Here is a 13,881-nt window from a genome sequence, read left to right on the forward strand (position 1 = left end):
AAAAAGCAAGAGCGGCTTTTTACTGCGGCCGCTCCAGTTTTTTTCGGAGCTGAACGGGCCGTTTCAGCTTTATAATCGCCATACACTCTTCACAACATGTGTCTGCGAACGATCTGGTCCTACAGAGAACATCGAAACCTGAACGCCTGTCAACTGAGCAATACGTTCCATATAATGACGCGCATTCGCCGGTAAATCATCCAACGACTTCACATTCGTAATGTCCTCTTCCCAACCGTCTAACTCTTCGTATACCGGCTTACAACGAGCTAATTCTTTCAAACTCGCTGGGAACTCTTCAATAACCTTGCCATCCAACTCATACGCGACGCAGACTTGCAATTTCTTAATGCCTGTCAACACGTCCAAAAGCGTCAAAGAAAGATCCGTCAAACCACTCACACGGCGGGCGTGGCGGACAACAACACTGTCAAACCAACCAACACGGCGCGGACGGCCAGTCGTCGTTCCGTATTCACGGCCAACTTCACGAATTCTATCCCCAATTTCATTATCAAGCTCCGTCGGGAACGGACCATCACCAACACGCGTCGTATACGCTTTTGCAACGCCGACAACGTGGTTAATTTTAGATGGGCCAACGCCGCTACCAATTGTCACACCACCAGCAATCGGATTACTCGACGTTACGAACGGATACGTACCTTGGTCAATATCCAGCATAACCCCTTGCGCACCCTCAAAAAGAACCCGTTTGCCATCGTCCAGCGCATCATTCAGCACAACCGATGTATCGCAAACATATTGCTTAAATTGCTGACCATATTCGTAATACTCTTCTAAAATATCTTCTATTTTAAAGCCTTCCAACTCGTAGAAACGCTCCAATAAACGGTTTTTCTCTTGTAAGTTATGCTCTAATTTCTCTTTAAAAGTCTCTTTATCCAAAAGATCCACGATACGGATACCAACGCGAGCGGCTTTGTCCATGTACGCTGGACCAATCCCTTTTTTGGTTGTGCCGATTTTGTTAGCGCCTTTACGAACTTCATCAGCTTCGTCAATGCGAATGTGATACGGCAAAATAACGTGTGCGCGGTTTGAGATACGCAGATTCCCAGTATCAACGTCTTTATCATGTAAGTATGCAAGCTCGGTCACAAGCGCTTTCGGATCAACAACCATCCCGTTCCCAATAACACTAATCTTCTCTTTGTAAAAAATACCCGATGGAATCAAGTGCAATTTGTATGTTTCTCCATCAAATTTGATCGTATGACCTGCATTATTACCGCCTTGGTAACGCGCGATGGCCTCCGCATTCTCGGAAAGAAAATCCGTAATCTTCCCTTTTCCTTCATCGCCCCACTGTGTTCCTACAACAACAACTGAAGACATCTAAACACCTCATTTAATTGGTCTTTTAAGCTCGGTTTCCCAAGCTTTTTCCACTATTAATTGTACCGTTTGTCCTTGCATTAGTCAATGAATTATCGAACGTTTCGGAAATTAGACATGTGAATCGTTCGCTTCTACAAGTAATGTGAAAAAGAGGTTATCGCCCACTTGATTCCGCGATAACCTCTTTTTTTAGCCTTCAATCTCTTTTTGACGGTATTTCGGGAGTTTTCGTAAGACTTGCTCGTATGCGTGCGCGAGCAGTTTTGCAAGGAAGTCATCGTTCTTTTCTTCATCCAGCAATACGGACACCCAATGAGATTTATTCATGTAGTAGCCCGGAATAACCGCCGGGTTCTCCGCTCGCAAAATTTCGCCTTGGTTCGGCTCCACTTTGACCGTGAGAATATCGCGCCCTTCTTTGTTCGTACCACACATCGCAAACATTTTTTCACCAACAAAATAGCGGTCGGAACCCCACTCTTCTTTGTAATCATGCGTTGCGCCTTTTAAGTTCAGCGCTGCTTGGTGGATAGCTGGATATTTATTCATAAACTAGCTCCTCTCAAAGTTCTTAGTATTCTAGCAAATCTCACCTGTTCTACTGGCATCTTAACATCATAGTTCGTATTATTCAACGCTGTTCATACTAGCAGCAACAAACCATCTGTAATAAAAATTACATACCTATTTGATTCCGAACTACGATTTCCCGACAGAATTTAAACAGTTCTGGAATCGCATCATCATCTTCAAATTTCACTTTTACGCAGCCTTTTCCGAATTTTGCTCTCGGTAAGCGGTTTTTCATCTCCAAAACCAACTCAAAATCTAGCGTATGCACCGAAAAATGCGTTTTTGCATTCGAAAAGGCGATGTATTGCTGACCGAATTTGAACGTCGGCATTTGACAGGAAATTTTTTCTTCAAAATCCGGATAATTCTCACGCATAAACGCAACAAACGTCATCGTCCATTTATGCTGTTCTTCCGTCTCTAAGCAAGCGATGTATTGATCTACCGTTTCCACCATGTGCTCTCCTCCAAATCAAAATTTTAAAGCTTGATTGGCGTCATTTCCACCTCTAATTTCTTCCACATAAAACACGGCATTCGTCGTCTGGAAATACGGTCCGATAAGCGCCAATACGATGAAGAATAGTACGTCTCCAACCGCGACTAACGCCATATTTCCCAAAGCAAAGCCGACAATCAGTAATATCCCTGGTAGAATAAGCCACACAATAAAGCTCAACTGTAGAAAAAACAATTCCGTTTTGCGCCCATTCATCCGTTTGCGGCTCAAAGTAATCGCGTCCATCACGCCCATTTCTGGGTTATCGCGCATTAATCGGAACGTTTGGGAATAACTAAATGACTTAATAATCCCCGGCACAATCAAAAGTAGCGACCATAATCCAATAAAAATCATCATAATCAGACTCGCGACGAAATACCGTACATAATTTTTCTTTGTAAATACTTCTAAAATTTCGCGCCAGCTTGCTTTTTGCTGATCTGCAATACTCAGGAAAAACCATTGGATCGACCCCATTAACGGCAAGCCAATAAAAATATAGGCTAACCATAAAATAATTCCTGCAATAATCGAATTCGGCAATACATCTCCAATGGACAGGATCACAGATGTATACCCTTCCAATGCGAATTGATAATCTTCCATTCGATCAGTCACGTACATGTACACTAACCAAACGATAAGCGAATAGAGATAGACGCCTCTTAAACGCTGCTTTGCTATTTTTTTCATTATATAACGCTCCCTTTCATCCTGTAATTCTGCTGATGTCAACAGTCTCTCTAAGTATATCGCATAGCATGTTGCAACCGCAATCATATATTGGGAAACTTTACAGAAAAACTCCCCATAAAATAGATACTAGAAATTTTTCTAGCGCCTACTTTATGAGGAGTGCTCATGTATGGTAACTTAGTCGTTGTCGTATCTGTCATCGTCATCGTAGTCATTATCGTACTTGTCATCGTCATCATTGTCATTATCATAGCGATCATCATCGTCGTCATAATCATTATACGTAGCATTATTTGAAGTGCTGTTAGTGTTTGGCTTCGTGCTCGTCGCAGGTTGCTTATTGATAACTTCTTTTTCAAAGCTATACACGACTGAATTCGCCGCGCCAATCTCCATGTCATATTCTAGATTGCCATTGATGATTTTAATATCGTATACTTTACGACCGTTTTCATAATCAACGCTTGATTGAACAACTCTACCGCCACCCGTTTTAGCTAATGCGATTTGTTGTGCTCGTGCTGCTGTGATTTCCGTTGCTGTGCTTGTTTTCGGTGCTGTTGTATTCGTTTTTGGCTTTGTTGTTTGTGCGTTATTTGTTGTATTATTTTGTGTGCTGTTGTTCGCTTTCGCTGAGTTCGTTCTCACCGTTTCTTTTTCGTAGCTGTAAATTTTCGAATCGATGGCGCCGACGTCCATTTCATATTTTGCACTGCCATTGACGATTTGGATGTCGAACACTTTTCTGCCGTTTTCATAGTCCACTGTTGCGCGCGTCACTGTTCCTCCGCCAGTTTTTGCAAGAGCGATTTGCTTAGCTCTAGCTACTGTAATTTCTTTTACTGGCGTCACTTTTAGCTTGGAAGTTGCCGCCGTCGTTGTAGCTTTTGCTGTGGTTGGAATCGTTTTTTTCTCGAAGCTGTAAATTTTGGAGTTGGTTGCGCTGATGTCCATTTCATACTCCACGTTACCTTTTACAATCTTGATATCGTACATTTTCTTGCCATTATCGTAATCTAGGCTGTACTTCACGACTGTGCCGCCGCCAGTTTCTGCCAAAGCAATTTCTTGTGCGCGCTTCGCCGTGATTTCCGCTGCTGCCTCGGCTTTCTCACTGCCTTGATTCATAAAAATACTGCCTGATAAAATAACTGCTACTGCCGTTGCGCCACAGCAAAGTACTGCTACGCCTACCTTTTTCTTACTCGTATCCATAATCGATGTTAGTCTGTTTTTCAATGTTCTTTTCCCTCCATAAAAATTAGTTGATAAAGCTGTTCGTTTTACATCTTTGTTTCGAATCAAGCCAATGATCGCCTCCCCGTAAGTTCTTCTCTTCTCAAGGTTTGCGCCCATAAGCAGCTGCTCATCACATGATTCTTCACAATCATTTTGAAATGCTCTACCCATCACATACACAAATGGATTAAACCAATGAATTGCTGTAGCGAGTAACAGTGCTGTGTTCACCCACAAATCCTTGCGCCTATAGTGCACTAATTCATGACGCAAAATCAGTGCCAATTCTTCATCATCAATCGGTTTCTCCGGTAATAAAATAGTTGGTTTCCGGAACCCGATCAGCATCGGACTAATTTCAAATCGGCACATATGTATATCGATATGCTTTGATTTTATTCCCAACGCGTGTTTCTCTTGTTCGAACAACGACAATATCCTTCTATCCGTGACCGGCTTCGTCCAGCGCTTCACCATGTTTAAAAAGCGATAATGCTTCCAGATATTATATGCCAGAAAAATGATAAATCCAGTGAACCAAATGCTAAATAAAATCAGCGGCAATGACCACGACCACGTCGCAGCTGTTGTTTCTACGGCATTTACCTCGCTGATATTCGTAGCTCCACCAGACGTCGCTTGTGGTTCGTTCGTATTGGTTGCCACATTCGTAACAATGGGTGCCTTGATAAGCGCCGTTTCAAACTCAGGTCGAAATGGCAGAAGTAGCCCCAGTAAAACAACAAACCAAATATAGTAGCGCCATTTAGCTGCATATTTTTTTCCAAAAAAATGATGAAATAGTAAAACTAGCACGATGATGATCGCCATTGTGATAGAAGCTTCTAATAGCGTGTAGATGATATGTTCCAAGTGTTATCACTCCCTTTTTGAAAGCCAGTCTTTGAGCTCGTCAATGTCTTCCTCCGACACATCGCCGCCCTTATACAGCGTATTGACAAGTCCCACTAGCGAATTATTGTAATGCTTGTCCATAAATTGCTCCGTTTCTAATTGAAGATACGTCTCCTCCGTCACAATTGGCGAATACACTCTCTCCCGCCCAACCTTCTCACTTTCTAAAAAATCCCGCTCAATTAAGCGCACTAATAGAGTAAGTACTGTCTGAGGTTTCCAGTGTTTATCTCCATCCAACATCGAGATAATTTGATTCGTGGAAACAGGAGGTGAACTCTTCCAAACAGCTTTCATAATTTCGAATTCCGCATCCGGCAATCGCTTCATTTTCTTCATCACCTCTCACTTTCTACACTTGTCGTTAATTACATTCTACATTTGTCGTTTTTAAAAGTCAAGTGTTTATTTGAAATTTAATTTTATAATTGATACAAAAACACTCTGGCCAGAAGTCTCGCTCCCAGCCAAAGCGTTATTATTTATTGCTTATTTTCTTTCTTAAACGCATCATATTGCTTCTGCATTTCCGCCATCACTGTCTTCATTCCTGCATCATTCAACTTTTTCTTGAACTTCGGCATATATTCATCTGGGTCAACCGTCCCTGTCAGAAGCGCCGGCCCAAATTCATTACATACGTTTGTAATCGAGGCGATCTCTGTCCGAACATTTTTCGAGTCAAAGTAGAAACCGAGTCCTGGCGAAGCTTTAGATTCCTCATTAAACTCTTTGAATTTCTCCCACTTGTCCTTTGGCTCATCGGAATATCTCTTCAAAATAAAATGATTTCCGAGTGCGTATGTTGGCATCGAGTAATTTTCCACACGCGCTGGTAAATCTTCAATACTGCCATCCGCAAGCTCTGTATAGTGCGTACCTTCGATTCCTTTATCGACCAAGTTACGCAAGTACGGGTCGGTGTTCAGCAGATTCAAAAATTCCACCGCTTCTTTCGGATGCTTCGATGTTACCGATACAGCTTGAATCGCACCTGTTACCGAGCTATTTTTGATGATTGGTGTTTTCATAATGGGTTGCGTCACAACTTTGTACTGACCATTTGTCTGCTTATCCCAAATCGATTCGGCGTATGGCTGGTACTTCTCGATGCGCACAAACCAGTTTTCCTTGTCATAAGACCATGGATCCGTCGACGTCGCAATATCTTTACTCACATAACCATCTTTATAAAATCCATTTAAATCCTTCAAAATGGCGATCGTTTCTGGTTGCTCGTAGAAGTTCACGATTTTTCCAGTATCATTGTACTCATCCACCGCAAACGGAAGCGGAACAGCTGAATCAATTAAATAATCAAACGGCGTCACCGGCTTAAAGTCCTTGTTCCCACCGATTGGCGTAATATTTGGCTCGTTTTCCTTAATTGTTTTAAGGAGCGGGCCAAGATCGGCGAGCGAATTTACTTTTGACACGTCCATCTTGTATTTATCTACGAGATCTTTGTTGAAAACATACACTTGTTGCTCGCCGATTTCTTTATTGGAAGGTACGCCATAGACTTTATCGTCCATCGTCACGCCTTTCCAAAGTTGGCTATTTAGCTCCGCTTTCATCTTCTTGCCTTCTTTATCTAAGTACGGCGAAATGTCCATAAAAGCGCCTTTTTGTGAATACGTAACGAATTCTCCCGCAGCGGTGTAAGCGATGTCAAAATTTTCACCCGAATTAATCATCGTTTGCATTCTGCTGCCGTAGTCGCCCCAATCGATTTGCGTCATGTCAACACCGATGCCAAGCTTCTCTTGCGTATATTTGTTGACCTCTTTCATCACCTTCGCATTATCCTTTTGAGGCGTCCCAATCATGTACCATTTCAATGTAACCTCACTATCTCCACTCGCCGACTTATCACTACCACAAGCCGCCATTACCAACAACATACTGCTCAAAATCATAACCAGAAACATTTTCTTCTTCATCAAAAATCCTCCCTTTTTATCAGGATCCCGAGTCAATCTCAGAACCCTATTTTATCACTAATCTGTAAATAGATGCTGTAACTCATTTCGGGCAGCTCCAACAGTTTCTCAGCCCGTAGATTTACTCTTTCACTCCCCCGATGGTCAGCCCACTTATGAAATATTTTTGAAAAAACGGATACGTAATCGCGATTGGTATCGTTGAAATGACGACCATCGCCATTTTGGCACCGTCTTGGGGAATGCTTTTGAATGCGCCGGCTGTGAACGCGATATCCGCATTTTGACGCATGAACTCAAGGTTATTTTCAATTTTCATCAACAGGGATTGGAGTGGGACTAGTTGTGGGTTGTCGATGTACAGCGAGGCGTTAAACCAGTCATTCCAATAACCGAGCGTGCTAAACAGGGCAATCGTCGCGATACCTGGCAGCGATAGCGGCAAAACAATTTTCCATAAAATGCGGAGTTCACTAGCGCCTTCTATTCGCGCGGCCTCTAGGATTGGTTCTGGGATCGAGCGGATAAAGAAGGTTCGCATAATCATGATGTAAAACGCGTTCATTGCTAGAGGCAGAATCAGTGCCCAGATGGAATTTTTCAGTTGGAGTACTTGGGTCATGACGATGTATGCTGGTACCATCCCGCCACTAAACAACATCGTGAAAAAGGCTAAAAAGGTGAATTGTTTGCGGTAGGCGAATTGTTTACGGGAAATCGCATAAGCGTACAAGGCAATCATCGCTACGCTAAACACAGTTCCCACTACGGTAACCACAATCGTGACGCCATAGGATTGCAACAGCTGACCTTTCATATTCCAGAGGTATTTGTAGGCTTCTGTGCTCCATTCATTCGGGATAAGCCGGAAACCCTGTGTTGCTAGTGAATCTTGACTACTGAACGAAATCACAATGATGTATAGGAACGGAAAGACGCATAGTATGCCAAGGAATCCGAGTAATATATTCATTGCTACGTTCATGTTAGGTCCGAAATCGATGACGTCAGGCTTTGTTTTTTTACGCTTATCTTTTTTCGGCAGGCGGAGGTCGCCATTGACCTGCTCTAACTGCTCGACTTGTTCAATTTGTTCTGCCAATTAACTCACCTCCGTTTTTAAAATAGGGCATATTCTGGATCGATTTTCTTCACGATGTAGTTTGTAAGCATGACAAGTATAAAGCCGACAATCGACTGATAAAGCCCTGCCGCGGCACTCATACTGATGTCCCCAAGCGATGTTAAACCACGATAAACGTATGTATCGATAACATCCGTCACTGGGAATAATGGCCCTGAATTTCGCGGAAGCTGGTAAAACAAGCCAAAATCAGAGTTGAAAATTTTGCCGACGTTTAGAATTGTTAGAATGATAATCAGTGGTGTCAAAGCCGGAATCGTAACGTGGCGAATTTGTTGCCATTTGCCGGCGCCATCGATCATTGCGGCTTCGTAATAATTCCGATCAATACCTGCAATCGCGGCTAAATAGACGATACTGCCGTAACCCATCCCCTTCCAAATGTTCATGAAAATCAGGATGAATGGCCAATAGTGTGGATCGCTATACCACGAGATTGGATCGCCACCAAAGGAGACAATCAGCGAGTTAAGTAGTCCACTATCTTCACTCAAGAAGCTGTAAAGGAAGTAGCTCACAACAACCCATGATAGGAAGTAGGGAAATAGCATACCAGTTTGATACACTTTTGCCATGCGTTTGTTTACAAGACTGTTAAAGACGATCGCCAAAGCAACGCCCAAAAGGAGCCCCACGACAATAAAGACTAAGTTATAAAGTACGGTATTCCTTGTAATAATAAAGGCATCATCTGTTCTGAATAAAAACTTGAAATTTTCTAGCCCTACCCAGTCACTACTCATTAGACTAGATATGAATCCGCTTCCATCTACACGGTAATCTTTAAAGGCAATCACAGTTCCAAACATCGGTAAATACGCAAAGATTAAAAACCATGCGACTCCTGGTAAAACCATGAATAACCAAATTTTATTCGCGTAGAGCTTTTTGAAGAACTTCTTCAATTCGTGTCACCCCGCTTTTGTAAGTGTTTTCAACATATTAAGTGTACCTTTTTTAGGGGTATCGCGAATAGTGGGGGAAATATAGATTTGTGGACAAAATTAGGAAAGCAAAAAAAGATGGACCACGAGTTGATATTTCGCTCAACTTATGGTCCACCCTCATGTTCTGTTGCTCTATTCCGCGTTTACCTCAGATTATCCCGTAACGGTGTGAAAATATTCGAGTACTCCTCATATTTTGATGTCATATCGGCAGGAAGCACTTTTTCCCACGCCTTCTTATTAGGGATCAAGTCTTGATAATCATCTGACCATCCCGGCACTTTTAAAATGCGATCTGCTGTGTCATCACGGGTGTTCCCAGCCACATAAGAATCAGCTGAAAAAAATCCTACGCCATCTGTTGTTAATCCTAAACCGACTCTTCTGTTGGATGGTATATTTTGATAGTTGATATACGCATTGCTTATAAAAACACCATTATGCGTGTTAGGCGTCCGAGTTGCCCAGTTGAGTTCCATCCCAAACGCATAACTATCCTCCCATTTTTTCCAGTCAAAAGTGTTGCCCGCAACTAACCAGTTAGACAATTCGGATACGGATGTATAAGTGTCAGCTAAACCATATTCCGCAGTTCCATACATAATAATCCCTGTATTTCTAAAATAGTTATTCATAATGAGGATATTTCGTCCTGATTTAAATTTAACGCCTCCTGCTACGCCATTATGAAAACCACGAACATGGTTGCCTACAAAATCTATGTTTTGAGATCCTCTTAGATAGATAGCATGATCTTGCCCGACATTATTGTTAGAGTAGAAGAAATTTCGATTGATCTTGGCATTTTTTAATGTGTTGTAGGAATTAATCCCTGTAGAAATATAATTCTGGTCATCTTCTGTCACATCTATTTTTTTCGACTCAGCTAGTGTTTGAAGCTTAGTAATCGTCGCTTTTGTCGCGTCTGGACTAACACTCTTCATGCCAGATAGCTCACTGATTTTAAGTCCAATGACATTTCCCTCAATTTGCGTATTTTGCATATGTTTATATGTCCCACCCGTCGCAAAACCGCTAACATATATCGTCGTATTGCCAGTACCTGGTGCGGTATGTTTTGCGTCTCTCATAAAAATATTTGATTTAATAACCGCATTATCACTGGCATACAAAACAATATTAAAGCCCGGATTCGGATTGTAAAAAATATTATTTGTAATCGAAATGTTAGTCGCTACACGTGCGCTTATGCCAATACCGTCCAATAGGAGATTATTGATAGAGACGTTTTTTTCCTCTGCATAATCACTGCCGTCAAAAATAACGCCAGCTCCTGAGGTATTCTTTAAGATCGTTCCTCGCGTTGCATCACCTTTTAGATTCATGTTCGTCTTTAATTTTAGCGATTTATTGATGATATAGGTTCCTTCTGGTATATATACTTTTTTGTTGGCTGTAGCGGCTTGGTTAATGATATTTTGCAGTTTGGTGGACTGATCCAGCGTGCTTTCAGGGTCAAGTGCATTGGCACCAAAATCAGCTACACTAGTCGCGACTAAATCTTCTTTATTTTGATTTGTAGCGGATACTGTTATTTCTATTGTCTCCAATGGGCCTTCGCTTTGAGTCGCCCGTAATAGTGTTCCTTCTTGCTGTTTTGGAATTGGGATGGAGTATAATCCATTGGCATTCACTTTTCCAGTCCCCACTACTTGATTGTTGCTTTCAATGGTTATTGTTGCGCCCAGAACTCCTGTACCGCTCACTTCTGTGCTATTAGTCGCAAATGTATTTACACTCAAACCCGTTATAACAGCTAACTCTTGAGGCACGCTTATATCACCATTTTTACTCTGCTCTATGCGCATTTTCGTGTTCTCTCGTTGTTGAGGGATTGCTATTTGGTAATCACCATCAGCATTGACTGTCGTTGAGCCTACTTCACTACCATTTATTTTCACAGAGATTGTTGCTCCTGCTGTTCCAGTTCCATTTACCGTTGTACTATTATGTGTCACTGCATTAATGGTTGGTTGCTCCAAACCTTTTGAGACAGTCACTCCCTCGGCAGGGCTAATGTCCCTTCCTGATACTTGAGTGATGAGCAATTGGGTGCCTTCTAATTGCCTTGGAATGACTACTTCGTACGTACCATTAACCGCTATATTTCCTGTACCTATTTCTTTCCCATCCGCTTTGACAGATATGGTTGCACCCGATGTTCCTACTCCACTCACTTTTGTATGGAGAGCTGTTACTTTCCCTGCTTTGGGAGCATCTAGCCCTTTGACGACGGTTATGTCTCTGCTTTCTAATTCTGCACCTGCTGTTGCTACAAGTGTTAATTTACTTCCTGGAGCTTGTTTTGGCATACTAAATACGAAAGATCCGCTTCCAATCGCTGTTGTTTGTGCTATGATTTGCTTCTGTTCATTATAAAGGCTTATTTTCGAAAATCCTCTACGCGCAACACCTCGGTAGCTTACTTCGTTAGAACTTATTGTTGTTGGCATAGAAACGATTGGGTCTGGTACTTTTATTTCGCGCGCTATACTCGTGTCGCCATCTTTACTTTGGACGGCTGATAAGGTTGTTCCAGCCACCTGCTTTAAAATTGGGATAGAATATTGACCAGTAATAAATACCGTTCCACGTCCAATTTCTTGGTCTCCAGCTTTTACGATAATCGTCGCGCCCGCTACTCCTGTTCCACCGATGATAGGGTTGGCACTTGTAGTTAGTCGGTCTATTCCAGGAGCTACAATACCTTGGGCTACCGTTACTTCCAGCGCTTCACTTGTTGCCCCCTCTTCTGACTGTGTAATAGAAACTTGGGCATTGACGGCTTGCCTTGGGATTCGAACGCTGTACACACCTTCAGCTGTTACCTCCCCTGTGCCGATTTCTTTTCCTGCTACTTTCACATGGATTGTTGCGCCTTTCTCTCCAGTTCCATTTACTTCTGTACTATTCGTTGTCAGGTTATTTGTAATGGCTGGTTTGGCACCTGTTGTTACGATCACTTCTTTGGCAGGACTTATATCTCTTCCTGATATTTGAGTGATGAGTAACTTGGTTTCTTCTGGTTGTTTCGGAATCATTATCTCATAAGCACCATTAGCCGCTACTGTTCCTGTACCTATTTCAACGCCACCAGCTTTGATCGATATTTTAGCCTTGGCTGCGCCTACTCCACTCACTTTTGTCTGGAATGCCGTTACTTTCCCTGCCTGGGGAGCATCTAATCCTTTAACGACCGCTATACCTCTACTTTCTAATTCTGCACCTGCTGTTGCTATGAGTGTTAATTTACTTCCGGGAACTTGTTTTGGCATACTAAACACGAAAGACCCGCTTCCAATCGCTGTTGTTTGTGCCACAAGTTGATTCGTCTCATCATATACTCTTATTTTTGAAAAACCTCTACGTGCAATGCCTCTGTAGCTCACTTCATTAGAGCTTATCGTTGTCGGCATGGATATGATGGGTTCTGGTACTTTGATTTCTCGCGCCGTGCTCGTGTCGCCTTCTATGCTTTGAGTTACTGATAATTTTGTTCCCGCTACTTGTTTTAAAATTGGAATAGAATACTGACCTGTGATAAATACTGTTCCACGTCCAATTTCTTGATCGCCAGCTGTTATAACAACTGTTGCTCCTGCTACTCCTGTCCCTCCGATGACAGGATTGGCACTCGTTGTTAATCGGTCTATTCCTGGTGATTCAACTCCTTTAATTGTTGATATTGTGTTTTTTCCAGAAAATTCTTCAGGTAAATTAGTTGACGCTTCTCCATTCACACTGTCTATGGGGAAAATAGGTGCTAGTCCCACAGCCATTAAAACTATTGTGCCCTTTCTTACAACTTTACTCACATCGTTCTTTTTCATTTACTTCCTCCACAATCTCCATTTTTTATCTGAAATCCCTATATTGCGAATATCCAAATTTTAACTCAACGAAACTTTACTCCTATATGTTTAGTATAAGCTTTATTTACTGATGCTGTCTGTGGATGGATTATGAATCTTAAATTTGTGAAAGCGGATTAAATCTAAATGCACAGCTTCTTTTTTTCTAAGTAAACGCTATCACGACAAAAAATACTAAAATAATTAAAAAAGGAAACACCGATAGGGGGCTTGATTTTCTCAATACCTAGCTTCTGTAAGTATGTTTGGTTCGCACTTTCTTGATTCCAAATCTCAGATTATGCATTAGAAAGCGCACTTCCATGAATTGAAAGTGCGCCTTCACCGTACTGTATTTATGATCTACCTTTTAAAGATGTTGTTTCCTTTTATTGAGGAGAATGCTGGATCCAATCACTACAAGCAGGCTTCCAAATAGGAGGGTTAACAACGAGAAATCGTCTCCATTTTTCGGCATTCTCTCCGTTAAGATTGTACGTTTTTCATTTTTACTAGCTTTATCTATTTTCCCTATTTCGCTTGGATCGTTATCTGATTTAGACAGATTTTCTGGTGTTTGCGGATTGTCTAGTTGATCTACTCTTTCCGGATTTTCTGGATCTGGATTCTTGATAAAGCGAACCGTTTGGTCTAAGTCATTGATATCTTCATGTACCACAACTTCTTT

The 13,881-nt window shown here is 41.9% G+C and carries 11 protein-coding genes; all 11 read right to left on the reverse strand.

Annotated features, from left to right (window positions below; all coding sequences use genetic code 11):
- Positions 1-69 precede the first annotated feature (69 nt).
- Positions 70-1,359 (reverse strand): adenylosuccinate synthase, encoded by a 1,290-nt coding sequence (locus HCJ54_RS14970; protein WP_187138211.1) that lies wholly within the window; start codon positions 1,357-1,359, stop codon positions 70-72.
- 192 nt (positions 1,360-1,551) lie between these two features.
- Complete coding sequence (locus HCJ54_RS14975; RefSeq protein WP_187138212.1) at positions 1,552-1,911, reverse strand: MmcQ/YjbR family DNA-binding protein; 360 nt, start codon at positions 1,909-1,911, stop codon at positions 1,552-1,554.
- A gap of 127 nt (positions 1,912-2,038) precedes the next feature.
- Complete coding sequence (locus HCJ54_RS14980; RefSeq protein ID WP_187138213.1) at positions 2,039-2,392, reverse strand: iron chaperone; 354 nt, start codon at positions 2,390-2,392, stop codon at positions 2,039-2,041.
- 15 nt (positions 2,393-2,407) lie between these two features.
- Positions 2,408-3,130, reverse strand: a complete 723-nt coding sequence (locus tag HCJ54_RS14985) for a DUF975 family protein (RefSeq protein ID WP_187138214.1) — start codon at positions 3,128-3,130, stop codon at positions 2,408-2,410.
- Positions 3,131-3,310: 180 nt separating this feature from the next.
- Positions 3,311-5,245, reverse strand: a complete 1,935-nt coding sequence (locus HCJ54_RS14990) for a M56 family metallopeptidase (RefSeq protein WP_187138215.1) — start codon at positions 5,243-5,245, stop codon at positions 3,311-3,313.
- Between the two features lie 6 nt (positions 5,246-5,251).
- Positions 5,252-5,626 carry a BlaI/MecI/CopY family transcriptional regulator gene (locus HCJ54_RS14995; RefSeq protein ID WP_241433329.1) on the reverse strand — a complete coding sequence of 125 codons (375 nt, stop codon included), beginning with the start codon at positions 5,624-5,626 and terminating at the stop codon, positions 5,252-5,254.
- Between the two features lie 143 nt (positions 5,627-5,769).
- The gene (locus HCJ54_RS15000; protein WP_187138216.1) at positions 5,770-7,230 is read right to left on the reverse strand and encodes an ABC transporter substrate-binding protein; all 1,461 of its coding nucleotides are present in this window, start codon (positions 7,228-7,230) and stop codon (positions 5,770-5,772) included.
- Between the two features lie 121 nt (positions 7,231-7,351).
- A complete protein-coding gene (locus HCJ54_RS15005; protein ID WP_187138217.1) occupies positions 7,352-8,332 on the reverse strand; it encodes a carbohydrate ABC transporter permease in 981 nt (326 codons plus the stop codon).
- A gap of 17 nt (positions 8,333-8,349) precedes the next feature.
- On the reverse strand, positions 8,350-9,231 hold the full coding sequence (locus HCJ54_RS15010; protein ID WP_376699095.1) for an ABC transporter permease: 882 nt from the start codon (positions 9,229-9,231) through the stop codon (positions 8,350-8,352).
- 233 nt (positions 9,232-9,464) lie between these two features.
- Entirely contained in the window at positions 9,465-13,172 is a 3,708-nt protein-coding gene (locus HCJ54_RS15015) for an Ig-like domain-containing protein (protein ID WP_187138218.1), read from the reverse strand.
- 391 nt (positions 13,173-13,563) lie between these two features.
- Positions 13,564-13,881, reverse strand: a 318-nt coding sequence (locus HCJ54_RS15020) for a hypothetical protein (RefSeq protein ID WP_187138219.1), incomplete at its 5' end; no start/stop codon positions are given.

Source organism: Listeria grandensis, from assembly GCF_014322885.1.
GTDB classification, from domain to species: domain Bacteria; phylum Bacillota; class Bacilli; order Lactobacillales; family Listeriaceae; genus Listeria_A; species Listeria_A grandensis.

Bases quoted from the DNA above. Each gene is read 5' to 3' on its own strand.
- HCJ54_RS14980 (WP_187138213.1), bottom strand. From the start codon at position 2,392: ATGGTGGAAACGGTAGATCAATACATCGCTTGCTTAGAGACGGAAGAA.
- HCJ54_RS15010 (WP_376699095.1), bottom strand. From the start codon at position 9,231: ATGGTTTTACCAGGAGTCGCATGGTTTTTAATCTTTGCGTATTTACCG.
- HCJ54_RS14995 (WP_241433329.1), bottom strand. From the start codon at position 5,626: ATGAAGAAAATGAAGCGATTGCCGGATGCGGAATTCGAAATTATGAAA.
- HCJ54_RS14975 (WP_187138212.1), bottom strand. From the start codon at position 1,911: ATGAATAAATATCCAGCTATCCACCAAGCAGCGCTGAACTTAAAAGGC.
- HCJ54_RS14970 (WP_187138211.1), bottom strand. From the start codon at position 1,359: ATGTCTTCAGTTGTTGTTGTAGGAACACAGTGGGGCGATGAAGGAAAA.
- HCJ54_RS14985 (WP_187138214.1), bottom strand. From the start codon at position 3,130: ATGAAAAAAATAGCAAAGCAGCGTTTAAGAGGCGTCTATCTCTATTCG.
- HCJ54_RS15015 (WP_187138218.1), bottom strand. From the start codon at position 13,172: ATGAAAAAGAACGATGTGAGTAAAGTTGTAAGAAAGGGCACAATAGTT.
- HCJ54_RS15000 (WP_187138216.1), bottom strand. From the start codon at position 7,230: ATGAAGAAGAAAATGTTTCTGGTTATGATTTTGAGCAGTATGTTGTTG.